This window comes from Actinoplanes sp. NPDC051470 (assembly GCF_040682035.1).
Taxonomy (GTDB): domain Bacteria; phylum Actinomycetota; class Actinomycetes; order Mycobacteriales; family Micromonosporaceae; genus Actinoplanes.
The window spans coordinates 194,524-219,207 of sequence record NZ_JBFBAA010000006.1; the positions used below are offsets into that span (position 1 = coordinate 194,524).

Annotated in this window: 26 protein-coding genes; 9 read left to right on the forward strand and 17 right to left on the reverse strand. The window is 70.9% G+C overall.

The window, feature by feature from the left end; translation table 11 throughout:
• Nucleotides 1-12 precede the first annotated feature (12 nt).
• Genes AB0M54_RS13805 through AB0M54_RS13820 form a run of 4 tightly spaced genes read right to left on the reverse strand, consistent with a single transcriptional unit; the run spans nt 13 to nt 3,847 of the window.
• Nucleotides 13-1,068 (reverse strand): extracellular solute-binding protein, encoded by a 1,056-nt coding sequence (locus AB0M54_RS13805; RefSeq protein WP_364471060.1) that lies wholly within the window; start codon nt 1,066-1,068, stop codon nt 13-15.
• Nucleotides 1,069-1,077: 9 nt separating this feature from the next.
• Entirely contained in the window at nt 1,078-2,148 is a 1,071-nt protein-coding gene (locus AB0M54_RS13810; protein ID WP_364471062.1) for an ABC transporter ATP-binding protein, read from the reverse strand.
• Nucleotides 2,149-2,156: 8 nt separating this feature from the next.
• Complete coding sequence (locus AB0M54_RS13815; RefSeq protein ID WP_364471064.1) at nt 2,157-2,978, reverse strand: ABC transporter permease; 822 nt, start codon at nt 2,976-2,978, stop codon at nt 2,157-2,159.
• The gene (locus AB0M54_RS13820) at nt 2,975-3,847 is read right to left on the reverse strand and encodes an ABC transporter permease (RefSeq protein WP_364317368.1); all 873 of its coding nucleotides are present in this window, start codon (nt 3,845-3,847) and stop codon (nt 2,975-2,977) included. Before AB0M54_RS13820 ends, AB0M54_RS13815 begins: the two co-directional genes overlap by 4 nt.
• A 128-nt stretch (nt 3,848-3,975) precedes the next feature.
• Here AB0M54_RS13820 and AB0M54_RS13825 point away from each other — a divergent pair, with 128 nt between their 5' ends.
• The 6 genes from AB0M54_RS13825 to AB0M54_RS13850 are packed head-to-tail and all read left to right on the forward strand — an operon-like array spanning nt 3,976 to nt 11,291.
• Complete coding sequence (locus tag AB0M54_RS13825; protein ID WP_364471066.1) at nt 3,976-4,872, forward strand: DUF6282 family protein; 897 nt, start codon at nt 3,976-3,978, stop codon at nt 4,870-4,872.
• Nucleotides 4,872-5,813, forward strand: a complete 942-nt coding sequence (locus AB0M54_RS13830) for a 3-keto-5-aminohexanoate cleavage protein (protein WP_364471068.1) — start codon at nt 4,872-4,874, stop codon at nt 5,811-5,813. Before AB0M54_RS13825 ends, AB0M54_RS13830 begins: the two co-directional genes overlap by 1 nt.
• Entirely contained in the window at nt 5,810-6,739 is a 930-nt protein-coding gene (locus AB0M54_RS13835) for a hypothetical protein (protein ID WP_364471070.1), read from the forward strand. The genes AB0M54_RS13830 and AB0M54_RS13835 overlap by 4 nt, the downstream gene beginning before the upstream one ends.
• Nucleotides 6,729-7,460: an SDR family NAD(P)-dependent oxidoreductase gene (locus AB0M54_RS13840; protein ID WP_364471071.1), complete on the forward strand. Its 732-nt coding sequence runs from the start codon at nt 6,729-6,731 to the stop codon at nt 7,458-7,460. The genes AB0M54_RS13835 and AB0M54_RS13840 overlap by 11 nt, the downstream gene beginning before the upstream one ends.
• The gene (locus tag AB0M54_RS13845) at nt 7,453-8,580 is read left to right on the forward strand and encodes an iron-containing alcohol dehydrogenase (protein WP_364471073.1); all 1,128 of its coding nucleotides are present in this window, start codon (nt 7,453-7,455) and stop codon (nt 8,578-8,580) included. The genes AB0M54_RS13840 and AB0M54_RS13845 overlap by 8 nt, the downstream gene beginning before the upstream one ends.
• Nucleotides 8,581-8,630: 50 nt before the next feature.
• Entirely contained in the window at nt 8,631-11,291 is a 2,661-nt protein-coding gene (locus AB0M54_RS13850) for a hypothetical protein (protein WP_364471075.1), read from the forward strand.
• Between the two features lie 50 nt (nt 11,292-11,341).
• Here AB0M54_RS13850 and AB0M54_RS13855 read toward each other — a convergent pair whose 3' ends face one another.
• The 5 genes from AB0M54_RS13855 to AB0M54_RS13875 are packed head-to-tail and all read right to left on the reverse strand — an operon-like array spanning nt 11,342 to nt 13,956.
• Nucleotides 11,342-11,767 carry an SRPBCC domain-containing protein gene (locus AB0M54_RS13855; protein WP_364317357.1) on the reverse strand — a complete coding sequence of 142 codons (426 nt, stop codon included), beginning with the start codon at nt 11,765-11,767 and terminating at the stop codon, nt 11,342-11,344.
• On the reverse strand, nt 11,757-12,113 hold the full coding sequence (locus tag AB0M54_RS13860; RefSeq protein WP_364471077.1) for a metalloregulator ArsR/SmtB family transcription factor: 357 nt from the start codon (nt 12,111-12,113) through the stop codon (nt 11,757-11,759). The genes AB0M54_RS13855 and AB0M54_RS13860 overlap by 11 nt, the downstream gene beginning before the upstream one ends.
• The gene (locus AB0M54_RS13865) at nt 12,106-12,480 is read right to left on the reverse strand and encodes a VOC family protein (RefSeq protein ID WP_364471079.1); all 375 of its coding nucleotides are present in this window, start codon (nt 12,478-12,480) and stop codon (nt 12,106-12,108) included. Before AB0M54_RS13865 ends, AB0M54_RS13860 begins: the two co-directional genes overlap by 8 nt.
• Before the next feature lie 33 nt (nt 12,481-12,513).
• A complete protein-coding gene (locus tag AB0M54_RS13870) occupies nt 12,514-13,278 on the reverse strand; it encodes a metalloregulator ArsR/SmtB family transcription factor (protein ID WP_364471359.1) in 765 nt (254 codons plus the stop codon).
• Nucleotides 13,279-13,320: 42 nt separating this feature from the next.
• Nucleotides 13,321-13,956: a hypothetical protein gene (locus tag AB0M54_RS13875; RefSeq protein ID WP_364471080.1), complete on the reverse strand. Its 636-nt coding sequence runs from the start codon at nt 13,954-13,956 to the stop codon at nt 13,321-13,323.
• Nucleotides 13,957-14,072: 116 nt separating this feature from the next.
• Between AB0M54_RS13875 and AB0M54_RS13880 the strand changes: the two genes are divergently transcribed.
• Nucleotides 14,073-15,338, forward strand: a complete 1,266-nt coding sequence (locus tag AB0M54_RS13880) for a polysaccharide lyase family 1 protein (protein ID WP_364471082.1) — start codon at nt 14,073-14,075, stop codon at nt 15,336-15,338.
• On the opposite strand, the gene AB0M54_RS13885 is transcribed toward AB0M54_RS13880, so the two are convergent.
• From AB0M54_RS13885 to AB0M54_RS13900, 4 genes are all read right to left on the reverse strand, one after another.
• Nucleotides 15,310-16,359, reverse strand: coding sequence for a hypothetical protein (locus AB0M54_RS13885; protein ID WP_364471084.1), 1,050 nt, complete (start codon nt 16,357-16,359; stop codon nt 15,310-15,312). The genes AB0M54_RS13880 and AB0M54_RS13885 overlap by 29 nt on opposite strands.
• A complete protein-coding gene (locus AB0M54_RS13890; protein WP_364317347.1) occupies nt 16,356-16,847 on the reverse strand; it encodes a SigE family RNA polymerase sigma factor in 492 nt (163 codons plus the stop codon). Before AB0M54_RS13890 ends, AB0M54_RS13885 begins: the two co-directional genes overlap by 4 nt.
• 128 nt (nt 16,848-16,975) lie before the next feature.
• On the reverse strand, nt 16,976-17,293 hold the full coding sequence (locus AB0M54_RS13895) for a hypothetical protein (RefSeq protein ID WP_364317345.1): 318 nt from the start codon (nt 17,291-17,293) through the stop codon (nt 16,976-16,978).
• A 207-nt stretch (nt 17,294-17,500) separates the two neighbouring features.
• Entirely contained in the window at nt 17,501-18,187 is a 687-nt protein-coding gene (locus AB0M54_RS13900; protein ID WP_364471086.1) for a hypothetical protein, read from the reverse strand.
• Here AB0M54_RS13900 and AB0M54_RS13905 point away from each other — a divergent pair.
• Nucleotides 18,165-18,512, forward strand: a complete 348-nt coding sequence (locus tag AB0M54_RS13905; protein ID WP_364471088.1) for a hypothetical protein — start codon at nt 18,165-18,167, stop codon at nt 18,510-18,512. The genes AB0M54_RS13900 and AB0M54_RS13905 overlap by 23 nt on opposite strands.
• Nucleotides 18,513-18,563: 51 nt before the next feature.
• Here AB0M54_RS13905 and AB0M54_RS13910 read toward each other — a convergent pair whose 3' ends face one another.
• On the reverse strand, nt 18,564-19,535 hold the full coding sequence (locus tag AB0M54_RS13910) for a winged helix-turn-helix domain-containing protein (protein WP_364471090.1): 972 nt from the start codon (nt 19,533-19,535) through the stop codon (nt 18,564-18,566).
• A 109-nt stretch (nt 19,536-19,644) separates the two neighbouring features.
• On the opposite strand from AB0M54_RS13910, the gene AB0M54_RS13915 reads away from it, so the two are divergent.
• Nucleotides 19,645-20,460 (forward strand): hypothetical protein, encoded by an 816-nt coding sequence (locus tag AB0M54_RS13915; protein ID WP_364317340.1) that lies wholly within the window; start codon nt 19,645-19,647, stop codon nt 20,458-20,460.
• Between the two features lie 78 nt (nt 20,461-20,538).
• On the opposite strand, the gene AB0M54_RS13920 is transcribed toward AB0M54_RS13915, so the two are convergent.
• The 3 genes from AB0M54_RS13920 to AB0M54_RS13930 all read right to left on the reverse strand — a co-directional run bounded on the left by AB0M54_RS13920 (nt 20,539) and on the right by AB0M54_RS13930 (nt 24,675).
• Nucleotides 20,539-21,150: a hypothetical protein gene (locus AB0M54_RS13920; protein WP_364471092.1), complete on the reverse strand. Its 612-nt coding sequence runs from the start codon at nt 21,148-21,150 to the stop codon at nt 20,539-20,541.
• A gap of 10 nt (nt 21,151-21,160) precedes the next feature.
• Nucleotides 21,161-23,323 carry a glycoside hydrolase domain-containing protein gene (locus AB0M54_RS13925; protein ID WP_364471094.1) on the reverse strand — a complete coding sequence of 721 codons (2,163 nt, stop codon included), beginning with the start codon at nt 23,321-23,323 and terminating at the stop codon, nt 21,161-21,163.
• A gap of 83 nt (nt 23,324-23,406) precedes the next feature.
• Nucleotides 23,407-24,675: a hypothetical protein gene (locus AB0M54_RS13930; protein WP_364471096.1), complete on the reverse strand. Its 1,269-nt coding sequence runs from the start codon at nt 24,673-24,675 to the stop codon at nt 23,407-23,409.
• Nucleotides 24,676-24,684 lie beyond the last annotated feature (9 nt).

Here is a 24,684-nt window from a genome sequence, read left to right on the forward strand (position 1 = left end):
TAAGTGGGGGCGTCATCCGACCAGCCAGTTGGTGAGCTTGGTGCTGGCGGCGTCGAAGTTCTCGGCGTACCAGTTGATGTCCTGCATCAGCACCTCGCCGGTGTTGACCGGTCCGAACGCCTCGACCTTCTTGGCGTTGGCCGAGAGCGCCGGCTTGGCCGCCTTGTTCACCGGCTGGGTGCCCAGCGCCTCGGAGATGCCGGCCACCTGCTCGGGCCCGCACAAAGTCTTGGCGAAGGCGAGGGCGGCGGCCTTGTGCGGCGAGCCCTTGGGGATGGCGAAGCCGTTCATGGCGGCCACGGTGACGTCCCAGACGACGGTGATGTCGGTGCCGTCGTTCATCAGGGGCACCAGCCGCGAGTCGGGCAGGATGAACATGTCCACCTGTTTGGCCCCGACGGCCTGCTGGAGGGCGCCGACGTTGGGCGCGAAGGTGGTCTTGTCGCGGATGGTGTCGAGCTTCTTCAGCGACCGGTCGACGTCCAGCGGGTACATGTCCTTGGGCGCGACGCCGTCGGCGAGCAGCGGGAACTCGAGGATGCCGTTCTGGATGTTGCTGAGGATGCCGCGCCGGCCGGGGAACTTCTTCAGGTCGAAGAAGTCGTCGACGCTCTTGGGCGCCTTGGCCGGGTCGGGGAAGGCCTCGGTGCGGTAGGCGATCGGATTGGCGTTGATGAAGTTGCCGATGTAGCACTTGCCGATGGTGCCCTCGACCAGGGTCGACGTGTCGATGCCGGTGGCGTCGACCGGTTCGAAGAGTTTGTCGCACTGCTGGGTGGCGACGCCGGGGGCGACCGACACCAGGTCCCACTTCACCGAGCGGCTCATCACCTGGGCCTTGACCTGGGAGACGTCCGGCGGCGAGGTGTTCACGAAGGTGACGTTGGGGTGGGCCGCGGTGTAGGGCTTCTGGTACGAGTCGATCATGGCCTGCTGGCCGGCGCCGCCGTACGCGGTGAAGGTCAGGGTGACCTTGGCGTTCGGGTCGTCGGCGGCGGCCTCGCCACCGCCACAGCCGGCGAGCACGGATAAGGCGAGGACGGCGGGGAGGACATGCTTCCTGATCATGTGGGTTCCTTACGACGACGACGTGAGGACGAGGCGTTGCTGGGCGACCGGCCACCACGCGGTGACCGGCTGCCCGGAGGCGAGGGAGCTTGCGGTGGCGTCGAGCCGGGCGCGGCCCAGCACGCCGGCGTGGCCGAGGGAGAGCAGGGCGGTGCGGTAGGCGCCCATGTACTCGACCGCGCGGACGGTCGCGTTCACCGAGTTGGCGCCGGCGGGTGGTTCGCCGAGGTGGACGTCCTCGGGCCGGACGACCATGGCGACGCCCTCGGACGCGGGCGGGGGCGCGGCGATCGGCCAGATGCGGTCGTCCCAGATCACCTTGCCGTCGTCGACCGCGATCGGGGCGAAGACGTTGGAGTCGCCCAGGAATCGGGCGGTGAACAGGGTCGCCGGGTTCTGGTAGAGCTCCTCCGGGGTGCCGATCTGCTCGATCCGGCCGTTGTTGAACAGCGCGATCCGGTCGGAGAGGTTCATCGCCTCCTCCTGGTCGTGCGTCACGAAGACGAACGTGGTGCCGACCTCGGAGTGGATGCGGTGGATCTCGGCCTGGAGGGTGCCGCGCAGGTTGCGGTCGAGCGCTCCCAGCGGCTCGTCGAGCAGCAGCGCGGTCGGGCCGAAGACGATGGCCCGGGCCAGCGCGACCCGCTGTTGCTGGCCGCCGGAGAGCTGGGCCGGATAGTGGTCGTCGCGGCCGGTGAGCTGCACCAGTTCGAGTACCGAGGCGACCTTGCGGGTGATCTCGGCCTTGGCCAGCCTGCGTTCCCGCAGCGGGTAGGCGACGTTCTGGGCCACGGTCATGTGCGGGAAGAGCGCGTAGTTCTGGAACAGCATGCCCAGGTTGCGCTTGTGCGGTGGCAGGGCGCCGACGTCCCGGCCGTCGAACGCGATGGTGCCGGCGGTCAGCGTCTCGAACCCGGCGATCAGGTTGAGCGTGGTCGTCTTGCCGGAGCCGCTCGGGCCCAGCAGGGTCATGAACTCGCCCGGCTCGATGGTCAGCGACACGTCGTCGACGGCCGGGGCGGCCAGCCCGTAGTCCTTGGTGACCTCGGCGAGCCGGATCTGGGTGCCGGTGGCTGCCATGCGTACCCCTAACGGCCTTTGCGGACGAACTGCAGAACGAGGCAGATGGTGGTGACCGCGGTGACCACCACGCTGGACGACGCGGCGATGGTCGGGTCGATCTCGACGGTGACGCTGTTGTACATCTGCACCGGCAGCGTCTGGAGGGTCGGCGAGCGCAGGAACAGCGCGATGACGACCTCGTCGAACGAGGTGACGAAGGCGAACACGGCGCCGGTCACGATGCCGCGGGCGATCAGCGGCACGGTGACGTTGACGAAGGTGCGCAGCGGCGGCGCGCCCAGCGAGGCCGAGGCGCGCAGCAGTTTGGGGTCGAAGCCGCCGAGGGCGCTGGTCACCGACACGAGCACGAACGGCACGCCGATCGCCGCGTGCGCCAGCACGAACCCGCCGAACGTGCCGACCAGCCGCCACTGGAGGAAGGAGATGTAGATCGCGACCGCGATGACGATCGCCGGGGTGACGATCGAGATCATCAGCAGGGTACGGGCGAAGCGCGCCGGCCTCCCGCGCAGACTGTGCAGGCCCAGCGCCGCGGCGGTGCCGACGACCGTGGCCAGCACCGACGCCAGCAGCGCGACCAGCACCGAGTTCTTCAGCGCGTCCAGCCACACCGGGTTGGTGAAGAAGTTCTGGTACAGCCGCAGCGAGAAGCCGCGGGGCGGGAACTGGAAGGTGGTCGCCTCGCTGAAGCTCATCGGGATGACGAACAGCGTCGGCAGGATGAAGTAGACGGCGACGACGGCGCCGATCAGCTTGAGCCACCACGGGATCGGGTCGACCTTGTCCTTGGCCCTGGCCTTGGCGGGTCGTTCCAGGACAGCGGTCATGGCCGCTCCTCCGGGGTCGCCGCCACCGCGCCGATCGCCGAGATGGTGCCGCCGACCCGGTTGGCCCAGGCCACCAGCACCAGCGTGATGACGAGGACGAGCAGCCCGAGGGCGCCGGCGCTCTCGAAGTCGAGCAGCTGGGTGGTGCGCTGGCCGAGCAGCTGGGCGACCAGGCTCTGCTGGGGCGAGCCGAGCAGCGCCGGCGTGACGTAGAAGCCGAGGCTGAGCGTGAAGACCAGGATCAGCCCGGAGACCACGCCGCCCCGGGACAGCGGCCAGTAGATCTTCCAGAAGGCCGCCACCGGGTGTGAGCCGAGCCCGCGGGCGGCCAGCAGCAGCCGCCGGTCGATGCCGCCGAGCGCGCTGTACAGCGGCAGCACCATGAACGGCAGCAGGACCTGGCTCATGGCCACGGTCACGCCGGCCGTCGACTGGTAGAGCACCACGTCGAGGCCGAAGAGCTTGAAGAACGAGTTCACCGGCCCCTCGCGCTGCAGGATGATGATCCAGGCGAAGTTGCGGGCCATCACCGAGGTCCAGAACGGGACCAGCACGACGACCAGCAGGATCCCGCGCATCCGCGGTCCGGTCCGGGTCATCAGGTACGCGTACGGGTAGCCGAGCAGGAACGCGATCACGGTCACCGCGAGCGCGGTCACCGCCGTGCGCCCGAGCACCCGCAGCGTCACGCCGTCGGTGAACAGCTCGCGGAAGTGGTCGAGGGTCAGGTCCGGCGAGCCGAGGCTCATGGCGATGCTCCGGCCCAGCGGCACCAGCAGGACGGCGACCAGCAGCGCCAGTGCCGGGAGCACCAGCAGCCAGTGCTTTCGAGGGGCCATGGTGCAGAAGTAGAGCAGCCGAAAGTTCATATTGCAACCGCGCCGGTCACATCGCGAACATATGACGGCAACAAACGGGCCTTCGAGTCTGGACAGGTGCGATCCCGCGTCCATATGGTGAACGACACGTGCGACATGCGAACAAGTGGAGGCGCTGGATGACCACCCCCGAGCTCCTGAAGGTCCTGGACGGCACGGTGGACCTCCACTGCCACTCCGGCCCGAGCCCGTTCCCGCGGCGGATCGACCACGTGGAGGCGTCCTACGACGGCGCCCGGATCAACATGCGCGCGATCCTGGTCAAGTCGCATCACCACAACACCGTGATGGACCTGCTGGCCATGAAGACCCCGCTGAAGGACGCGCCCACCCCGATGTACGGGGGCGTCGCGCTGAACTCCGAGGTCGGCGGGATCAACCCGTCGGCCGTCGCGGTCGCCATCACCATGGGCGGGCGATGTGTGTGGGGACCGACGGTCTCGGCCGGTCAGCACATCCGCGCGCACACCCACGACGACGGCTTCCCGAGCGCCACCGGCAACCTGTACGAGAAGGAGGAGTCGATCTTCGACGAGCACGGCGACGTCTCGGCCGACACCGACACCGTGACCCGCCTGGTCGCCGAGGCCGGCATCCTGCTCACCGGTGGCCACCTGCACGGCGAGGCGATGAAGGCGCTGTTCAAGAACGCAAGCGGCAACGGGGTCAAGCGGCTGCTGCTGCACCACCCGGACTACATCGTGAACGCCGCCGAGACCGACATCGAGGAGATGCTCTCCTACGGCGCCTTCGTCGAGCACGAGCTGGCCATGTACCACCCGGACGTCAAGGCGACCGGCTGGAGGATCGAGCGGCTGGTCGATTGGATCACCCGGATCGGGCCCGAGCGCACGGTGATCAACTCCGACCTCGGCCAGCAGGGCAACCCGCTGCCGGTCGACGGCTACCTGCTGATCGTCGAGCAGCTGCTCGACCACGGGATCAAGGCGGCCGACATCCGGCAGATGATCTGCCGCAACACCGCCTACCTGCTCGGGCTGGAAGAGACCAACTGATGCGCCGCGCCGAGAAGGTCATCATCACGACCGCGGTCACCGGCTCGGTCAACGTACCCTCGCAGAGCCCTTATCTGCCGTTGACCGTCGACGAGGTGGCCACGGCGGCGATCGAGGCGGTGGCGGCCGGGTCGGCGATCGTCCACCTGCACGCGCGACATCCGGACGGTCGGCCGGCCTTCGAACCGGAGCTGTTCGAGGAGATCGTCGAGAAGGTCACCGCGGGCACCGACGACGTGGTCGTCAACATCACCACCGGCGGCTCCTCGGCCATGACCATGGACGAACGGCTGGCCGGCGCGCTGCGGATCCGGCCCGAGATCGCCTCGCTGAACATGGGCTCGATGAACTTCGTGTACGCCGGGATCGCCGACCGGGTCACCGAGTGGAAGCACGACTGGGAGAAGCAGTACGTGCTCAACACGTACGCGCATCCCTTCGTCAACTCGTTCGACCAGATCGAGCACATCTTGCGGGCGCTGGGCGAGCACGGCACGCGGTTCGAGTACGAGTGCTACGACATCGGGCACCTCTACTCGCTGGCCTATTTCGTGGACCGCGGCCTCGCCCCGACGCCGCTGCTGATCCAGGGCGTCTTCGGGATCCTCGGCGGCATCGGGGCCGATCACGAGAACCTCGAACACATGGTGCGGATCGCCGACAAGCTGTTCGGGGACGACTACCGGTTCTCCGCGTTCGCCGCCGGGCGCGACCAGATGCAGTTCGGCACGCACAGCGCCTGGCTCGGCGGCCACGTGCGGGTCGGGCTGGAGGACAGCCTGTGGCTCGGCAAGGGCCGCCTGGCCACCACCAACGCCGAGCAGGTCACCAAGATCCGCGAGGTGATCGAGGACCTGGGCAAGGAGATCGCCACCCCGGCCGACGCCCGCGCGATGCTCGCCCTGCGCGGCGCCTCTTCTGATCGGAGCACACCGGCATGACCACGTACGCGGCCGACGACATCCGCTCGCGCCTGGCCCCCGCGACCAGACCCGACCCGGGCACCCCGATCCGGAAGTCGCAGTGGATCGAGTTCCTCGCTCACGAGCCGACCCAGACGGGTACGCACGGCAGCCGCACGTGGATCGCCCGCGCGGCCAACCTGGTGCTCGCCTACACCGAGGCCAAGGCCGGCGACCTGTTCGAGCGGACCGGCCAGCCCGACGAGTACGCGATCCTCCAGTACTCCGGCAGCGCCCCGATCACGGTCACCGCCTCCGGGACGACCGAGACGGTGGCGGAGGAAGCCTTCGTGGTCGTGCCGCCGGGCGACAGCTCGGTGAAAGTGGACGCTGACGGCGTACTCATCCGGCTCTTCTCGGCCGTGGCCGGCGACCTCACCGCCGCGGCGCTCAACGCGGAGTCGTACGCGGAGCCCGACGAACGAGCCGCGCCCCTGATTCCCTGGCCCGACCCGGTCGGCGGGTTCCGCCTGCGCGTCTACCGCCTGGCCGACACCCCGATCACCGAGGGCCGCTTCGGCCGCATCTTCCGCACGACCAACCTGATGGTGAACTTCCTGGCCGAGGAGACGCGACCACGCGACCCGCTGAAGCTGTCGCCGCACCACCACGACGACTTCGAGCAGATCTCGCTGGCCGTGAAGGGCCGCTTCCAGCACCACATCCGCTACCCGTGGGGGCCCGACTCGACGCGCTGGCGCGAGGACGAGCACGCCGAGATCGCCACGCCGTCGATCTGCGTGATCCCGCCGCCGACCGTGCACACCACCCAGGGCGTCGGCGACCACCAGCAGCTGATCGACATCTTCGGCCCGCCCCGGGCGGACTTCAGCGCCCAGGGCTGGGTCCTCAACGCCGCCGACTATCCGGCCCCTTCGTCATCCGAGGAAACTGATGCTGACTGACAAGGTGGTGCTCGTCGTCGGGGCGAGCAACGGGATCGGGGCCGACGCCGCGCGGGTGTTCGCCGCCCACGGCGCCCGGCTCATGCTCGTCGCCCGCAGCGAGGAGCCGCTGGCCAAGCTGGCCGCCGAGCTGGACGCCGCCTACTGCGCCGGCGACATCGCCTCGGCCGCGGACGTCGCCCGGTTCGTGGACGCCTGCCTGGCGAGGTTCGGCCGGCTCGACGGCGCCTTCAACAACGCCGCGATGACCCAGGGCGGGCGCGTCGACCAGGTGCCCGAGGCCGACTTCGACCGGATCCTCCAGGTCAACATCAAGGGCACCTGGCTCTGCCTGCGCGAGGAGATCCGCGCCATGGAGCCGGCCGGCCGGGGCTCGATCGTCAACGTGAGCAGCATCGGCGGGTTGCGGGGCAGCTCCGGGATGGGCGCCTACCAGGCCACCAAGCACGCGGTCATCGGGCTCACCCGCACCGCGGCGCACGACGTCGGCCCGCTCGGCATCCGGGTCAACGTGATCGCCCCCGGCCCGACCGAGTCGCCGATGCTCGACCAGACCCGGATCAACATCCCCGGCGGCGTGGAGGCGCGGATCGCGGCGACCCCGCTGCGGAAGGCGGGCACTGGGGCCGAGGTCGGCGAGGTGGTGTCGTTCCTGCTCAGCGACCTCTCGAGCCACCTCAGCGGCGTGATCCTGCCGGTCGACGGTGGTTTCGTTGCGTGACGCCGGCACGCTCCGGGTCGCCCCGAGGGTGCACTTCGGATTCGGCGCCCGGTCGCAGCTGCCGGTGCTGCTGAGCGGCCGCGTCCTCGCCGTGGTGGACCCGTTCCTGCTGGGTCACCCGGTCCTCGACCTGCTGGGCGACGCCCGGATCCACTCCGACGTGACACCGGAGCTGCCGGTCGGGACGCTCGACGAGGCCGGGTCGCTCGCGCGGACCTTCGCTCCGGACGTCATCGTGGCCATCGGCGGGGGCAGCGCCCTCGACGCGGCCAAGCTCATCGCGCTGCTCGCCACCCACGACGGGCCGCTCAGCCGCTACTACGGCGAGAACCTGGTGCCCGGCCCGGTCGTGCCGGTCATCGCCCTGCCGACCACGGCCGGAACCGGCTCGGAGGTGACGCCGGTCGCGGTCGTCTCCGACCCGGACCGTGAGCTCAAGGTCGGCATCTCCAGCCCGTTCCTGGTGCCGGCCGTTGCCATCGTCGACCCGGAACTCACCATGGGCGCGCCCACGACCGTCACCGCGTACTCCGGGATCGACGCCCTGGTCCACGCGGCCGAATCCTTCACCGCCCGCCGTCTCGACCTGGACTGGTCGGCCGAGCTGCCGGTCTTCACCGGGCGCAACGCGCTCGCCGAGCCGCTCGCGCTGCGGGCGGCCGCGCACCTCGGGCCGTGGCTGCCGGTGGCCGTGCGCGCGCCGGGGGACCGCCGGGCCCGGGAGGAGGTGGCGAAGGGGTCCCTGCTGGCCGGCCTGGCCTTCGGCTCCACCGGCACGCACCTCTGCCACGCCCTGCAATATCCGATCGGCGCCCTGACCAAGACCCCGCACGGCCTGGGTACGGGTCTGCTGCTGCCGTACGTCCTGCCGTTGCTGGACCCGGACCGGGTGAGCGAGTTCGGCGTGGCGCTCGGCACCGACGACGCCGTCGGCCGGATCGCCGAGATCAACCGGGCCATCGGCGTGCCCGCGTCGCTGTCCGACATCGGTGTACGGCGTGACCAGCTGCCACGCATCGCCGACCTGGCCCTCGGCTCGGCCCGGCTGCTCGCCATCGCCCCGATCGACCCGACCCGCGAGGTGCTGCTCGACATCCTCACGCGCGCCCTCCGCGGATGACTGCTTAGACCTCGATCGAGGGATTTGCGCGCATCGATTAGAACTGGGCGATGCGTAGAGTTTTGACGGCTGCCGCCGCCACGGTGGCCCTGCTGATCGGGACCGGCGGTGCGGCGTGGGCCGACCCGCCGACGTCACCGGTTCCGGACCGCCTGCCCTCGGGCTGGTCCCTCGACGACGACAAGCTGGTCTGGACCGCGCCCCGGCCCGTTCCCATGGGCGACGCCGCGGTCGAGTTCTGGTCCGGCGACCGCCTGCTGGGCCGGGCCCGGGGGGCCGCCGACCAGCGCACGTTCCGGATGCCGGTGCCGGACGACACCGACGATCTCTCGGTACGCGCCGCGGGGAAGCGCCTCGACGCCGCCGCCCCGCCGCAGCGCCGGAAGGGGACCGCACCCGCCGCCCTGCCCCCGCCCTCGCCGGCCGGTGAGCTCGACCCGGGCGCCCCCGGGCCGTACGCGACCACCACCGGCGAGTACGACCTGCCCTCGGCGAAGCTGCCCGACTTCCCGGCCGACGTCGAGATGCGGGGCGTCGTCGTCGCGCCCACCAACGCGCCCGGCCCCCGGCCGCTGGCGTTGTTCCTGCACGGCCGGCACTACACCTGCTACCAGGGCGACGACCCGGACAAGATCACCGGCGACTGGCCCTGCCCCGAAGGCCTGACCGAGGTGCCCAGCTACCGCGGCTACCTCCAGTCGCAGCAACTGCTCGCCTCGCAGGGCTACGTCACCGTGTCGATCTCGGCCAACGGCATCAACGGGCAGGACTTCGCGGCCGACGACGGCGGCGCCCAGGCCCGGTCGTCGCTGGTCCGGCTGCACCTCGCGCAGTGGGCCGCGCGCAACCCGGCCATCGCCCGGGTCGCGCCCCAGGCCGACCTGTCCAAGGTCTTCCTCGTCGGCCACTCGCGTGGTGGCGAGGGCGTCAACCGGGCCGCCATGGACACGCTGAACCCGCCGCCCGCCGCGGTGGACGGTTACCACGGCAAGGTCGGCTGGACGATCCGCGGCACGCTGCTGATCGGGCCGACGATCTTCGGGCACGACCCGGTGCCGGACGTCCCGTCGGCGACCATCCTGCCCGGCTGCGACGGCGACGTGTCCGACCTCCAGGGCCAGATCTTCGTCGACGGCACCCGTGGCGTCGGCAACGGCAAGGCCCTGCACAGCGCGCTGCTGTTCGTCGGGGCCAACCACAACTACTTCAACACCGAGTGGACACCCGGCCAGTCGGCGGCGCCGTCCTTCGACGACTTCTTCACCGATCCCGGCGCGCCCGACCCGCTCTGTTCGCCCGGCACGCCGACCCGGCTCACCGAGCGTCAGCAGCAGACCGCCGGGGCGACCTACATCGCCACCGCCGCGCGGCTGTTCGTGGCCGGGGACGACCGGGCCCGGCCGCTGCTCGACGGCACCGGGGTCCGGGCGCCGTCGGCCGACCCGGCGCGCGTGCTGAGCCACGCCGTCGGCGCCGGGCGTACCCCCGCGATCCTGCCCGACGCCCGTCCCGCGGTGACCGGCGGCAAGCTCTGCCTCCAGGTCGCGGCCGACCCGGCCGACGCGTGCCTGGTCAACGAGGACTTCTCCGGCGGGTCACCGCACTTCACGCCGTTCTTCGTGGTCTCCCCCGAGGAGGGGCGGTACGCCGTACGCGTGGACGGGCCGGCCACCGTCCGCCCGGCCAAGCCCGCGTCCCTGGCCGGCGCGTCCGACCTGGCCGTGCGCCTGATCGTGCCGCCGAACACCACCGGCCGGTTCGGGCTCTCGGCGTCGTCGCCCGGCGGCAAGACCTTCGACCTCGGCGACGTGACCGTGGAAGGGGCCCCGGGCAGCGAGTCCACCTCGTCGTACTGGGCCCGCGAGGTGCGGGTCGAGCGGCCGAAGGGCCTGACGTCGCTGGCCTCGCTGTCGGTGACCCCGCGCCAGGCCGGGCCGTCCTGGCTGATCGACGCCTGGGGCTTCCGGCCCGGCACCCCGGCGCCGTCCGCGACCGCCCTGTCCCGCATCGACGTCGGCGAGATCGAGGCCACCGAGGGTGACTCGGGCACGGCGACCTACCAGGTGCCGGTCGCGGTCAAGGGCAAGGCCGGCGGCAAGGTCCGGCTGTTCCTGGTCGACCCCGACACCTTCTCGGCCCGGTCGTGGGTCGCCGACGTGCGGCCCGGATCGTCGCGCATCGACGTCCCGGTGGAGGTCACCGGCAACGACACGTACGGCGGTTCGGAACGCTGGTATGTGCTGGCCAAGGCCGTCCGCAACACGATGGTGGGTGACTACGAGGGCGGGGTCGACGTACGCGAGGACGACCCGCGCCCCGACATCACCGTGACGCCGGCGTCGGTCACGGCGGCCGAGGGCGGCTCGCTGACCTGGACGATCAACCTGTCGGCGGCCGCCGAGGTGCCGATCTACCTGATCTTCCTCCCGCAGCCCACCGAGGCCGAACTGTCCAGCACCGACGTCGACCCGGAATGGTTCACCGGCAACAGCGGCGAGAGCTATGAGCCGTCGCGGGCCCTCTCGTCGACCGGCCTCCAGCCGTTCGTCGAGGTCGAGGCGGGCACGACCACGGCCCAGCTGATCATGCCCACGGTGAGCGACGACGCGGCCGAGGGCGCCGAGAACGTCCGCTGGCAGGCCACGGTCTACAACTTCGACACCGGGGAGCTGGAACCCCTGAGCGTGGTCAACGGAACCCTGACCGACTGACGATCCCCAGCTCGACGGCGGCGCCCCGGTTCGTCCGGGGCGCCGCCTTGCTACATCGCGGCGAGCTCGGCCTCCAGCGCACGCATGATCTTCGTCCGCCAGCCGCCGCCCATGATCTGCATCGCCTGCTGCTGGAAGGGGTCGTCCGGGTCGAAGCCGTCGTGTCGCAGGAACAGCCGGGTGCCGTGCCCCTCGCCGGTCAGCGTCCAGGTCACGGTGCTGTCCAGGGCGCCGTTCTGCCATGACCACCGCAGCAGGCGCTCCGGCTCCAGGTCGAGCACCCGGCAGTGCACGAGGCCGTCGAAACCGGGCCGCGGCTCGGTGCGGAAGGTGAAGCCGTGCCCGACGACCGGGGCGAAGTCGCTCGGCATCAGCCACCGGGCCAGCCGTTCCGGATCGGTCAGCGCCCGCCACACCTTGGCCGGCGGATGGGGCAGGTACTGGTCGACCTCGATCGAGGTACGTTCAGTCGTCATCGCCGGCCTCGTTCTCGTCGTCGGTGTCCAGGAAGTCGTCGGTGTCCAGGAAGGTGGCCAGGTCGCGCAGGCGGTCCTGCCAGAAGCGCTCGTACGGCGCCAGCCACCCGGCGAGCTCGTGCAACGGCTCGGCCCGCAGGGAGTAGAGCCGCTGGCGGCCGGCCCGGCGCTCGGTGACCAGGCCGGCGTCCTTGAGCAGGCGCAGATGTTCCGACAGGCTCGGCCGGCTCATCTCGAACCGCTCGGCCAGCCGCGCCACCGGGTGGGGGCCACCCTCGCGCAGCACCCGGAGCACCTCGCGGCGGGCCGGGTTGGCGATCGCGGTGAAGACGTCGACCTCAGGCACGCGGCGCGCCCTGCAGCACCAGGCGGTTGCCGTCCGGATCGGCGAACACCGCGTACCGCCCCCACGGCGCGTCCTGCACACCCTCCGGAATCGCCACACCCTTGCCGGTCAGCGCCGCGACCTCGGCGTCGATGTCGTCGGCCCGCAGCACCAGACCCTGGAGCGACCCGGCCGGCATCGTGTCGAACCAGGTGACCAGCGTGATCGAGGTGTGACCGCCCGGGGGCGCGACCTGGATCCACTGCTGGGCCGGCCCCATCGGGGTCTGGCGCACCAGCTCGAAGCCGAGCGTGCCGACGTAGAAGTCGCGGGCCCGCTCCGGGTCGCCGACCGGCAGGGACACCACGTCGATGTGAGTGATCGTCATGCCGCCCACAATAGGTAGGAGATTTCCTACCGGTCAAGCCCCGGACATCTCCCACGGGGCCTGCGGCAGCTCGGCGCCGGTCTCGAGCAGGGACTTCAGGTTGGAGAGCACGGCCGGCCAGCCGCCCGAGATGTCGCGGAAGTCGTCCATGGTGGCCAGCCGTTCGTGGGTCACGGTCAGGCGCACGATGTCCTGGTAGGGCTCGATCAGGAAGGTGACGACCGACGGTTCCCGGTCCGCCGGCGCGCTGTCCCCGAAGGTGATGACCAGCCGGGTCGGCGGCTCGGCGGTGATCACGGTGCCGGCCGCGTCGGCGATGCCGGAGCCGTCGACGCGGCGGTGTTCCCATGAGGAGCCGGGCTGCCAGTCGGAGACGTTGGCGTGGCCCCAGAACCGCGCCGTCAGGTCGGCGTCGGTGAGGGCCCGCCAGACCTGCTCGGCGCCGGCCTGGATGTAGGTGACGTAGACGTACGTGGGCACGGAGGTCATGGCTTCCCTTTCTGCCTGGCGCTTGATCGCGCTGAGCGCCCCGAGGCGGGGCCGGTCGAAGGCGGAGATCCAGCGCTCCTCGATCTCGTGGATGGGCGCCGGATTCAGGTAGTGCAGCCGCTCGCGTCCGCGCCGGACGACGGTCACCAGGTTGACCCGCACGAGGATGTCGAGGTGCTGCGTGGCCGACTGCCGCGCCATGGCCAGGTGCTCGCAGAGCTCGCGCAGCGTCTGGCCGTTGCGTTCACGCAGGCGGTCGAGCAGGAGCAGTCTCGTCGGATCGGCGAGAGCCTTGAACAGCTGCTCCATCTCGTTCACCGCGCCATTATGCAGGCAAACACCTGCCTAATGTCAACGCGCAGCGCTCAGGCGGTACTCCCACAGGCGGTTGAGGGTGACGTCCACGGTGTCCAGCAGGGTGTTGGTGATCGTCAGGTTGGCCAGCTGAAGGTCGGTGCTCTGCGCCCAGACGACCGTGGCGCACAGGCCGGCGGTGGTGCTGGTCCGGGTCGCGCAGGACTGGAACATCGGCCACGCCGGGTCGCCGAGGGCGTAGCGGCGGCCGTCCGGATTGACCAGCGCGGCCCACGCCGCCGGGGTGAGCGTGGCGTCGACCGTGAACTCCAGCCGGGCGTCGCCGACGCCGACGATGGTCAGCGGAGGAGAGCCGGCCGGGATGAAAACCGTGCCCGTGTACGTGCCGGCGCGGACCGCGATCCACCGCCGGTCGGCGCCGCCGGATCGGAACGCCGCGTCGACCGCCTCCTGCACGGTGGCGAAACCGCCCCGCCCGACCACGAAGTCGGCCTGGCGCATCCGGATCGGCGCCGGCCGCCACGGGTCGGCCACCGGCGCGTCATAGGGGCCGGACCAGGCCAGGTACGCCGCCGGCGTGAACCGGGCGGCCTCGTCGGACGACAACACCGGCCGCGTGGGAGTGCCCGGCGCCGTCACGAACAGAACGGCCGCCACCAACCAGGAGAACATGACCGGGAATCGTAGGATTCGAAGGACATCAATGGCCAGACAAGTCGATCATTGCAAATTTCCTGCACATTCCCAGCCATTGACGTACGTCGAAAATCGGGCGCATCTTCGTACCCATGTCGTCCTTTGTCGTGGCCCTCCTGACCGCAACCGCCCTCGCCGTGCCGGCACCGCAGACGGCCCGGGCGACGGCCGCGCCGGACGACGGCTGGGGCGGCGGGACCACCGGTGGGGCCACCGCCGACGCCGCGCATGTGACCACCGTGCGGAACCGCGCCGAGCTCCTCGCGGCCGTCGCCGGCGACACCCCGAAGATCGTTGTCGTCGCCGGTCGGATCGACCTGAATGAGGGCCGGAACTGCGCGTCCTACGCCGATCCGGAATACGACCTGGACGCCTTTCTCGCCGCCTATGACCCGGCGGTCTGGGGCCGGGCGACCAAGCCGGCCGGCCCGCTCGAGGACGCCCGCGTGCGGTCCGCCCGGACCCAGGGCGAGCAGATCCGGGTCAACGTCGGCTCCAACACCACGATCGTCGGCGGCCGCGGCGCCCGCATCGACCACGGCAGCCTGGCGCTCACCAACGTCAGCAACGTGATCGTGCGGGGCATCGAGTTCACCGACGCCGCCGACTGCTTCCCGGCCTGGGACCCGACCGACGGCGCCGGCGGCAACTGGAACTCGCTCTACGACCTGATCTCGCTCAGCGGCGCCACGCGCGTCTGGATCGACCACAACACCTTCGGCGACGGCGACAACCCGGACGCGGACCAGCCCGAGCGCTTCGGGCGGCCGTACCAGGTGCACGACGGCGCCACCGACATCATCCGCGGATCCGACCTGGTCACGGTCTCCTACAACGACTACGGCAACCACGACAAGACGATGCTGATCGGCTCGACCGACACGCCGGGCGTGGACGTGGGCCGGCTGCGCGTGACCGTGCACCACAACCGCTTCGGCAACGTGCTGCAGCGGGCGCCGCGCGTCCGGTTCGGACAGGTGGACGTGTTCAACAACCTGTTCGTCGCCACCGACGACGACTACCAGTACTCGCTGGGGGTGGGCGTCGAGTCGGCCATCTATGCCGAGAACAACTTCTTCGTGCTCGGCCTGGAGACTCCCGCCGCCGACGTCATCCACTACTGGAAGGGCACGCGGATCACCGCGATCGGATCGCTGGTCGCGACGCCCGGCCGGCTGCCGCGGCGGGTGGATCTGGTCGCGGCCTACAACGCGGCGTACGACCCGGACCTGGCACCCGACGCCGGTTGGCGGCCCACGCTGCGGACCCGGCTGGACCCGGCCGTGGCGGTGCCGCTGATCGTGGCGGCCACGGCCGGGTCGCGCCGGCTCAGCCCATCGGCGGCTTCCAGTCGGTAGGTTGCGAGCACGGGTAGAACTCGGCGTCCTCGGCCATCCGGATGATCTCCGCCTCGGTCATGCCCGGGCTGGTGAGGAACTCGATGTCGCACGTGGGCGTGCGGACGACGAGGGAATCACGGCGCACCGACGGGTGCCCGAAATAGCCGGGGAACCCGTTGATGTCGGCGGTCTCGCGGAACATCTTCGTGCCCGCCCGCTTCGTGACGTTCACGTCGACCTGGCGCTTGTCGTGGGCGGCGCTGGTCGGGAACGTGAGGGTCATGTTGATGTAGCTGCCGGACGTGAACTTGCCCGGCTCGCCCCGGCTGGTGATGCCGGTGAACGTGAGACCCGGCGGCAGCCAGCCGAACCGGATCGGCGCCGGCACCGGGCGGGGCTTACCGATCTGGATCGCCTCGGCCACGCTGAGCAACAAGGCTCGGTCGTTCTCGGCCAACGGGTTGAGCGGCAGCCTGGCCATTGACTCGGCGGACGGACTCTTGCGCGCCGTGAAGCGGACGGCGATCAGGGTTCCGTCGGTGAAGCGCCAGTTCAGGGTCTGGAAGAACCCGTCGTCCTGGAGGGACGCCTCGCGTCCCCGCACGCTCATCGCCGGCTTCGGGGAACCAACGATGCTGCCGTACCGGTCGGGGCTGCCCGGTGGATAGGCGTAGACGTCGAAGAAGTACTCCGCGCCCGCCGCCTTGACCGACAAGGACTGGAACTGGCCGCTGGCGCTCGTCCCGAAGTCGCCCAGGACCAGGCCCTCGACCGGGCCCACCTCCAGCGTCATGTCCTGGGCGGTGCGGGCCCGGTCGGGCACGGCGGGAATCACCCGGGCGGCCTGCATCCGCAAGCCGGTCGGCACGCCCACGGCGACCACGGCGACGACCGCCGCCGCCGCGGCCAGCCGGATGACCCGGCGGCGCTTGCGGATGCGGGTCGCCCCACGCTGGGCCGCCTCGATCAGGCCGAGGCCGTCCGGCGCCTGGGCGGCGCGATCGTCCAGCGTACGCAGCAAGTCGGCGAGCTTCGTCATGACCTCACCCCTTCGGCGGCTCGGTGGTCGGTGATCTCGATGCGGAGGGTGGCAAGCGCCCGGCTGGCGTACCCGCGGACCGTGCCCGGCCGGCAACGCAGCGTCTCGGCGATCTCGTCGTCGGTCAGGCCCTCGTAGTAGCGGAGCACGAGCACCGCCCGCTGCTGACGGGGCAGGTCGCCGAGCAGGTGCCAGAGCCGGTCACCGTGCTCGGGGTCGGGGTCCGGCGGCGGGGCCGGCTCGTGGCCCGGTCCGAGCGGGACGGTCTGGAACTTCCGGCGGCGCCGCCAGCTGAGGAACTGGTTCGTCAGGATCTTGCGGACGTACGCGTACGGCTCTTCGACCTTGACGATCCGGTCCCACTTGACGAGGGCCCGCGTGAGCGACTCCTGGACCAGGTCCTGGGCCTCCTCCCGGTCGGTGCACAGCAGCGTGGCACACCGCATCAGCGCGGGCAATCGAGCAGCGGCGAACTCCTCGAACCGCATCGAATAGGACCCCTTCCCCGTATGTCCCGACCCTATTCAAACGCGGTGCCGCGCCGATCTGTTGTGCCGCCGGGCAACAAAAAACGCGACCGCGGGCCGGGGCCCGCGGTCGCGTCGAGGAGCGTCGGTCACGCCTGGCCGGCAGGCGGGGCCTGAGCGGCGGGAACGGCCTCGGCGGCCGCCGCCTCACGCTGGGCCTTGCGCGCCCGGAAGACCTGGACGATCGCGAGGATCGGCACGATGAAGGCGTAGTACGAGATGATCACGGTGCCGCCGTCGAACACGAACAGCAGGTAACCGGCGTAGACCACGAACGCGGCCGCGAACACGCCGTCGAGGATGCGGGCGCCCTTCGACTGGCCGAAGCCGCCGAGGCCGAGCACGGCGAGGATCGCGCCGCTGACGAAGAGAAGGGCGATATAGGCGAAGAAGGTGCCGTCGGACACGAGAACTCCAAGGTGGATACGCGGTGGATAGGCGGCAGACCTTAGGGCCGGGGGTACGGGCTCCGCTGCCCCGTTTCAGCTTCTAGTGAGCTGGCTCACAGGAAATCTTCAGCTTCGCGGCCGCTCACCAATGGCTGAACGCCTCGCGGTGGCGTCGCGGCGCCTTCGCGGCCGGCCACCGCCCGGCCGCGGAACCGTGCCGCGGGATCAGCGCAGCCACAGCAGCAGGATGATCAGGCCGGACAGGGCGGCCGCGCCGCCCAGGAAGGCGAGCACCTCGATCAGGGTGTGCCGGCCCAGGGCGGCCACCTCGGCGGTGGCGGTGCCGGTCACCCAGCGGCCCGGTTCGAGCCGGTCGCGGCCGGGGCCGACCCGGCCCGCGGCCGTGATCGGGAGGTCCGCCTCGGTGATGTACTCGCGGTCGTAGTATTCGTCGCCGCCGTAGCGCTGGGCGGATTCCTGGTTGACGTGGTTGAGGGTCACCGTGAAACGCATCATCGGGTCGCGCGTGTCGAAGAGCTTCCGTCGCCCGGGCTCCGGGTCGATCGTCACCGCGGGCCCGGCGTCGCCGTGGATCCGGGCGTCGCCTCCGCCGGCCCCGATCGTCTCGGTGGTGTCCGTCCCCTCGCCGGAGTAGTGGTAGACGCGCACGTTGACGTACAGGTAGGCCACGCAGTCCCGGCGGGTCTCCGGCGATCGGAGCAGCGGCCCGGCGGCGGTGCGGCCGGTCAGGATGACGTCGGTTCCGGGCTCGGCGAGGGCGAACTCCGCCGGTGTCACGATCGGCAGCCGGCGCAGCACCAGCCAGTGGCCGGCACATCGGACCGCCTGGCCGGTCAGGCCGACCGCGACGATGCCGAGCAGCATGATGATGAACCACACGTCGGCGGTCACCCAGACGATCGTGCTCGACGTCACGGTCCCGGCCATCGCGGCGCTGGCCGTGCTCCAGCCGCTCGGCATCTGGTTCACCCAGCTCGGCTACCGCCGCGGCCTGGCCGCGCCGCTGGCCCTGCACACGGTGGCCAACCCGGTGACGGCGGCGGTGATCGGCACGACCCTGCTCGGCCAGACCATCGCCCACCCGGTCCCGGCCGCCCTCTGCGCCGCCGTGATCATGGCCGGCATCGTCGTGCTCGCGCTGGTCACCGCCGACGAAGGTGTCAAGATCCGGCCGGGGATACCGAAATTATCCCCGGCCGGGCCGGCCCCATCGTAAAAGCCGCCGACACGATCTGCTGAATCGATGTCGATCAGCGGATCAGCTCGTTCAGCCGGGTGTCCCGCCGGTCAGCAGAGCCGACCCGAGTGGGGTCATCGTGTGCAGAACCGCCTTGCCGGCCCGGCTGGTGTGGATCAGCCGGGCCTCGCGCAGCACCGCGGTGTGCTGACTGACGGAGGCCGCGCTCACCCCGATCCGCCGGGCCAGTTCCGTCGTGGTCCGCCCGTCACCGATGGATTCCAGCACCGCCGTCCGGGTGCGGCCGATGAGCGCCTCCGTCGGGCCGCCCGGGCCGGACCACGGGCTCTGGCTCAGGTCGTGCTCGATCGGATAGACGAGCACCGGCGGCAGCGTCGTGTCGTGCAGCACATCGGGCGTGCCCCAGGACAGGTAGGACGGGATCAGCCGCAGCCCACGGCCGTCGAGCCACACCGACTGATCGAAGGGGATGTCCACCTCGAGCACCGGCCGGCTCCATCGCATCATCGGCCGGAAACTGTCCAGCAGCGCTTCGGTGCCCCGGTCCAGCAGAATGCGGGCGCGCCGGGCCCGTTCGGCATCGATCTGCGCCTGCGCCTTCGGCCAGAACGGCGCGACCACCGCCTCGTACTGCGAACGGACCGCCGCCGCGACCCGGCCCAGGGTCTCCGGGTCGCCGTCGGCGAGGCCTCGCATCCAGGACGGGGTCGGCTTCCCGAGCCCGGCGAGTTCGGTCATCTCGGCCCGCAGGCGGGTCACCGGCGTGGTCATCAGCGCCTCGAGGGCCTGCGACAGGCCCTGGCCGGCCTCGGCCGGTGTGAGGAAGTCGGGGTAGTACCTCGGCTGCACGAGCGGCAGCAACAGGTCGAGATCGGGTCGCCGGACCGCCCGGAGCGCGTGCTCCCGCCACTGCCCGAAGATCAGTCCCGGTCCCGGCTGACGCAGCCGGAACACGCTGAACACGGTCTCCCACATCGGATCGGGCGCACCGGCCATCCGTACCCGGCCCATGTCGTCCGGTGTGAAATGAATCCGCAACACGCCGACCCCCGTTGACGTCCCAATGATGACCGTCACTCTAGGGGCCGTCGTTTCAGGTGTGCCTGAAAGGTCTTGTTGGTCCATTCGGTACGCCGTTAGACAGAGATCCATGACCATTCGACGTACCACTCTCCGAGCGACGGCCTCGCGGGCCCTCGCGGCTGCCGCCTTCGTCGCCGTGGCGCTCACCGCACCGGGCGCGGCGCTGGCCCAGGACAAGCCGGCCCCCACCGTGGCGTCCCGCGACACCGATGCCGAACGAGCCATCGCCCAGCGGGCCGCGGCCGAGCGCCGGAAGTCGGGTGACGCGCCGGCCGAGCAGGTTGCCCGCGGCATCGCGCTGTTCCACCGCAACCATCCCGGCTACGTCGCGCCCCGGCCCGGCCCGGACGGCGTGGCGCCGATCGATGCGGTGATCAAGGCGGCGGACCGGTCCCGCGCCCCCGCCTCGGCCCGGGCGGCGGGCACCGAGTGCACCCCGAGCTGGGGCACGATCCAGTGGGGCGACACCGGCCGCATGATGGTGCCGCGCCACTACCCGGAAACCAACTCGTATCCGGTCTGGACCAACGGCAACCCGCAGACCGAGCCCTGGAACACGTGGGTGTTGTTGTGCCGGGACAACGCCTGGAGCGCGGGCGACTACGCCATCTACTTCAACGCCACCGGTCACTACCTGCGGGTCGGCTGGGGCGATGTGCTGTACGGCGACGCCACGTCGATCAGCGGGACCGGAAATCTGCTGCGCATCCGCCAGTACGACGGCAACTGGCAGACCCTGTGGTCGCCGTTGGTCTACGGCTGGGTGACCGGCCAGACCGACAGCTGGATCGGCGCCGGCGCGGTCGGGCTCAACGGCAACACCCTGTTCAAGGTCCGGCCCATGCCGTCCGGCCTGCCGTGTGACCCGTACGGCATCTGCTGACCGAACCGATGACAGGGGCCCCTCCGAAGCGGAGGGGCCCCTGCTTTCCTGGATACCGGGCCTCAGCGATAGCGGACCTCAGCGCCGCCGGACCCCTTCCGGGCCGGCCACCACGCCGGCGGTCGGCCTGCGCCGCCCGGTCCGGGTGGGCCGGCTGGTGTCGAGGCGGGCCGCCACCCGGGCCAGCGTCGCGTCGTGGGCCGGCACGGCCAGGTGGAAGTGCGACGCCTTGACCGGCTGGAGATCTCCGCCCCAGGACACGGTGCCCTCGCAGTTGAGCAGGATGTCCCGGACGACCGTCTCGTGGTGCGGTGCGAGGGGCTCGATGCCGCCCAGCGGATAGGCCCGCGGGTACAGCGCGATGGCCGTGCCGGACAGGTGGTTGGACTCGAATGCGGCGGCCGACGCGCGGTCGGTCCGGTGCCCGGTGATGCCGCCCTCGCCGGTGTCGAGCGGGGCGATCTCGTAGTGCCAGCGGCGGGCGATGTGCAGCAGGACCGCGGCGGCCGCCCCGGTGCGCAGCACGACGGAGGCGGCCGAGCCGGCCACGCGGAACGTGGCCACGGCGTCCGGGTCGATCGGCCAGCCGTTGCCCGAGGTGCGGGTCGCCGCTTCCGCACCGGTGAAGGGCACGAGGCTGACCGCACCGGCGCCGGCCACGGCGCCGAGCAGAGTACGTCGGGTAACCATGGTGATCTCCTCAGCTGACCAGGAACGAGACGCCGGGGTCGCCACCGTCGCGCCACACGTTGTGGTCGAGGCCCCATCCCGGCTGGAAGTCGAACTCGCGGATCTGATTGAGCGACCAGTTCTCCGGCAGCGGGAACCCGAGGTTGCCGGAGAAGCCCCAGGACATGCCCGAGACCAGCGACCAGCGGGCGCCGACCTCCCGGCTCACCCGCGTGCACACGTTGCGCGAGCCGTAGACGCCGTACGCGTACCGGTTGCCCGATGCCGCCAGGCCGTCGGCCACGCCCCGGAAGTAGGGCTTGACACTGCTGTCGATGTCGACGTCCAGCGCGTCGTAGTCGACCGCGAAGTAGATGCAGGTGTTGGGCGGGATGCCGTGCTCGACGGACTTCTCGTGGGCCTTCAGCGCCTGCTGGTAGCCCTTGTCGTAGGTGAAGTTGGCGAGCTGGGTGCCGTTCCACTGGAAGATCGGCAGGAGCCGGAGCCCGGCGTTCAGGATCGTCCGCGGTTCCCCGGGCTTCAGCGCCTTGCCGAGGTAGGAGGGGTCGCCCGGCGCGATGTGCTCGTCGAGGTAGCGCCCCACGATCCGGTAACCGGCCGCGTACAGCGCCTGACCGCGAGCCGCCGTGATCTCGGTGATGCCGTCGCAGCCGGCGGCCGGCCTGGCCGTGTCGCCGCACGAGACCAGCAGCTGCGCCCAGGTGGTGAAGTCGTTGGTCACGGTCGGCGGGATCTGCGAGAAGCCCTGGAACGCGCGCAGCCAGGCGGTGTGGGAGGGGGTCGGCGCGTCGGTGTCGATGTCACCGGCCGCGTACGAGATCGAGACCGGGCTGGGGCTGCCCGCCATCAGCGTCGGCGAGTTGAAATAGCAGGCCGACCGGAACAGGAACCGCAACTCGCCGCTGAGCGCCTGCGAGCCACGGCCCCTGAGCGCCGCTTGGGTGCCCGGGCCGAAGTTGCCGTTGATGACGCCCGGGTCCAGGCCGAGCTCGTACTGCAGGGCCATCATGAAGCCCTGCTGGACGTCGCGCGAGTAGTAGCCGTCGCACGGCACCAGGCTCATGGCGGGCACGCCGACCTCGCCCACCCAGCGCTGGTTGAGGTGCTGCTGCACCCGCCGGATGGTGGTGTCGCCGCCCGGCACCATCTTGAACTGGTCCATCCGCATCAGGCCGCGGCAGATGTGCGGCCACATCCGCCGGGCGACGACCCCGTAGTCGAAGCCGGCGTCACTGTAGAGCCGTACGAGTGCGGTCCGCGAGTCGATGTTCCACTCGGACAGGTCGGTCGCCGTCCAGTAGCCCTTGCACCACAGAGCCGCGTTGTAGAGTCGGATCAGATTGGTGTTGGTCTCGTCGTCGGGCAGCTTGCCGCGGTTCTTCACCGCGGTGAACGTGGCCGGCCCGAAACTCTGCACAGTGGGCGAGATGCCGTGCTCGTACTGCAGGCCCTGGGTCAGGGCGTACACGGTGGACCAGCCGGTGCGGCCGTTCTCGGGGCAGCTGAGATAGCCCGGTGCGTAGCCGGCGTAGGTGGCGTTGACCCACTTCTGCGCGGCGTAGACGTAGATGTCGGCCGGGCCGCTCCACGGCACGGCCGGATCGATGGTCGAGCCGGGCTGGGCGTACATGTGCAGGTGGCCCGGGCAGTCGGTGGCGTAGCCGTGCGAGTGCGGAAAGATCAGACCACCGGTCCGCCTCGGCGCCTCGTCCCGCAGATGGGCGATGAGCGACCGGTACGACCGCAGCATCGCCTCGGTGGGGAGGTTGCCCGCCCGGAGCAGGCCGCAGATCGAGTAGAAGGCGGCGTTGCGGCCGTAACCGCTGCCCGGGATGTAGCCGGGCGCGTTGGCCTCGCCCCGCTCGTAGCCGCGGCCCTGGTAGATGTTGCCGTGCGGGCAGATCAGGAAGTTGTAGCCGATGTCCCAGTTGTAGTCGTCGTTGCGGGTGTGCCGGTCGTAGACCTCGGCGATGTCGCGCTTGCAGTCGGTCTCATCGAAATACTCGTTGGATCCGGGCAGGGGGAAGTCCGCGCCACGGTAGTGGATGAACACCCCACCGACCGGATCCCAGGCCGGGTTGTCGCTCGGCGCCGGCGGCGCCGCCGCGTGGGCCCGCTTGCCCTCCACGACGAACTCCGCCCAGACGGAGCGGGGAATGATGGCGAATTCCATCCGCCGGACGATCCCTGCTCCGTTCCCGGCGCCACAAGACTGTTCAGTCCCGCCTTAAAAGCTTTGAGGAGCGGGCCGGAGGCTCACTCGCAGCGCCACACCACCGCCTGGATGACCTCGTCCTTGTTGCCGGACTGGCCGGCGATGAACCGCCCGTCGTCACTGATCGTGGTGGCGATGGTGGTCACCCCGTCGCCGGGGTTCTTGCCGAGGTCGGGCAGCCGGACCGCCGTGCCGCCGGCGACCAGCGTGGCGTACCCCTTGGCGTCGGTGCCGACCATCCAGCCCAGCGCGTTGACCTCGTCGGCGGGATCCTTGAGCTGCTTGACGACCTGGGCCTCACCGGTGCGCAGGTTCCACCGCACGGCGAAGATCGGGGCGCTCGCGCTCTTGGCGCCGCCACCGGAGCCGGGCGCGATCTTCTCCGTGCTCGCCATGCCGGTCGCCCAGCCGTCACTGACGTCGAACGCCTGCGCGACCGCGGCCGGCCGGCCGTCGATCTCGGGCATCGGCAGTTCGCGCATCTCGCCGTCCGCCGTCCACATCACCGGCGTCTCGAAGTTCAGGCCACCGACGATCGTCCCGTCCTCGGCGATGTCCATCGGCCGGGTCGACGTCGTGCCCGCCGGCACCGGCAGCGGCACCGGCTCGGCGGTCGGCGACGGCCACCTCAGCCCGGCGCCGGCCGACAGGTTCGCGCCGTTCGCGACGCCGACGACCACGCCGGCGTTGTTGATCGCGCGCGGTTCCGCGTACTTCGGGCCGCGCATCTTGATCACCTTGCCACCCGCGTACGCGTACGGGACCGGCCCGACGGCCTCGCCCTCGCCCTGGTAGCTCCAGCCGACCGCGTCGCCGGCCGAGTTGACGTCCTGGAGCGACTCCTCCGAGTCGCCGGGCAGCATGACCTTCTTGCCCTTGCCGTCGTTCCAGATCACCGCCTGGTAGCCGCCGGCCTTCGGGTAGGAGCGCCCGACGACGTACTTCCCGGTCGGGTCGGCCCCGCTGACCAGGGCCATCGGCGCGTTGTCGGGCGGCTTGAGCCGGTGGATCACGCAGCCGGCGGGTGCCTTCGCGGTCGGCGCCACCGCGGGCGCCGACGCGGACGGCTTGGGCTTTCCGCCGGCCGCGGCCTCGGGCGCCGGGGGTGCCGCCTGGTCGCCGGCGGCCAGGTTGATCGCGACCGAGGTGCCGGTCACCGCGATCGCGGTCAGCGCGGCGGCGCCCGCGTACCCGGCGCTCCGGCGTACCCGGCGCCGGCGACCGACGTCCATCGCCTTGCGGATGTTCACGGTCGAGGGGGTGTCCGGCTCGTCGCTCAGCGACCGCAGCAGGTCCACTTCGGAAGGCATCTGTCTGCT

Bases quoted from the DNA above. Each gene is read 5' to 3' on its own strand.
- AB0M54_RS13920 (WP_364471092.1), bottom strand. From the start codon at position 21,150: ATGGTTACCCGACGTACTCTGCTCGGCGCCGTGGCCGGCGCCGGTGCG.
- AB0M54_RS13825 (WP_364471066.1), top strand. From the start codon at position 3,976: ATGACCACCCCCGAGCTCCTGAAGGTCCTGGACGGCACGGTGGACCTC.
- AB0M54_RS13870 (WP_364471359.1), bottom strand. From the start codon at position 13,278: ATGGAGCAGCTGTTCAAGGCTCTCGCCGATCCGACGAGACTGCTCCTG.
- AB0M54_RS13905 (WP_364471088.1), top strand. From the start codon at position 18,165: ATGAACCACACGTCGGCGGTCACCCAGACGATCGTGCTCGACGTCACG.
- AB0M54_RS13915 (WP_364317340.1), top strand. From the start codon at position 19,645: ATGACCATTCGACGTACCACTCTCCGAGCGACGGCCTCGCGGGCCCTC.
- AB0M54_RS13930 (WP_364471096.1), bottom strand. From the start codon at position 24,675: ATGCCTTCCGAAGTGGACCTGCTGCGGTCGCTGAGCGACGAGCCGGAC.
- AB0M54_RS13820 (WP_364317368.1), bottom strand. From the start codon at position 3,847: ATGAACTTTCGGCTGCTCTACTTCTGCACCATGGCCCCTCGAAAGCAC.
- AB0M54_RS13855 (WP_364317357.1), bottom strand. From the start codon at position 11,767: ATGACGACTGAACGTACCTCGATCGAGGTCGACCAGTACCTGCCCCAT.
- AB0M54_RS13815 (WP_364471064.1), bottom strand. From the start codon at position 2,978: ATGACCGCTGTCCTGGAACGACCCGCCAAGGCCAGGGCCAAGGACAAG.
- AB0M54_RS13805 (WP_364471060.1), bottom strand. From the start codon at position 1,068: ATGATCAGGAAGCATGTCCTCCCCGCCGTCCTCGCCTTATCCGTGCTC.
- AB0M54_RS13830 (WP_364471068.1), top strand. From the start codon at position 4,872: ATGCGCCGCGCCGAGAAGGTCATCATCACGACCGCGGTCACCGGCTCG.
- AB0M54_RS13880 (WP_364471082.1), top strand. From the start codon at position 14,073: ATGTCGTCCTTTGTCGTGGCCCTCCTGACCGCAACCGCCCTCGCCGTG.
- AB0M54_RS13865 (WP_364471079.1), bottom strand. From the start codon at position 12,480: ATGACGATCACTCACATCGACGTGGTGTCCCTGCCGGTCGGCGACCCG.
- AB0M54_RS13840 (WP_364471071.1), top strand. From the start codon at position 6,729: ATGCTGACTGACAAGGTGGTGCTCGTCGTCGGGGCGAGCAACGGGATC.
- AB0M54_RS13835 (WP_364471070.1), top strand. From the start codon at position 5,810: ATGACCACGTACGCGGCCGACGACATCCGCTCGCGCCTGGCCCCCGCG.
- AB0M54_RS13875 (WP_364471080.1), bottom strand. From the start codon at position 13,956: ATGTTCTCCTGGTTGGTGGCGGCCGTTCTGTTCGTGACGGCGCCGGGC.
- AB0M54_RS13810 (WP_364471062.1), bottom strand. From the start codon at position 2,148: ATGGCAGCCACCGGCACCCAGATCCGGCTCGCCGAGGTCACCAAGGAC.
- AB0M54_RS13885 (WP_364471084.1), bottom strand. From the start codon at position 16,359: ATGACGAAGCTCGCCGACTTGCTGCGTACGCTGGACGATCGCGCCGCC.
- AB0M54_RS13925 (WP_364471094.1), bottom strand. From the start codon at position 23,323: ATGGAATTCGCCATCATTCCCCGCTCCGTCTGGGCGGAGTTCGTCGTG.
- AB0M54_RS13850 (WP_364471075.1), top strand. From the start codon at position 8,631: ATGCGTAGAGTTTTGACGGCTGCCGCCGCCACGGTGGCCCTGCTGATC.
- AB0M54_RS13890 (WP_364317347.1), bottom strand. From the start codon at position 16,847: ATGCGGTTCGAGGAGTTCGCCGCTGCTCGATTGCCCGCGCTGATGCGG.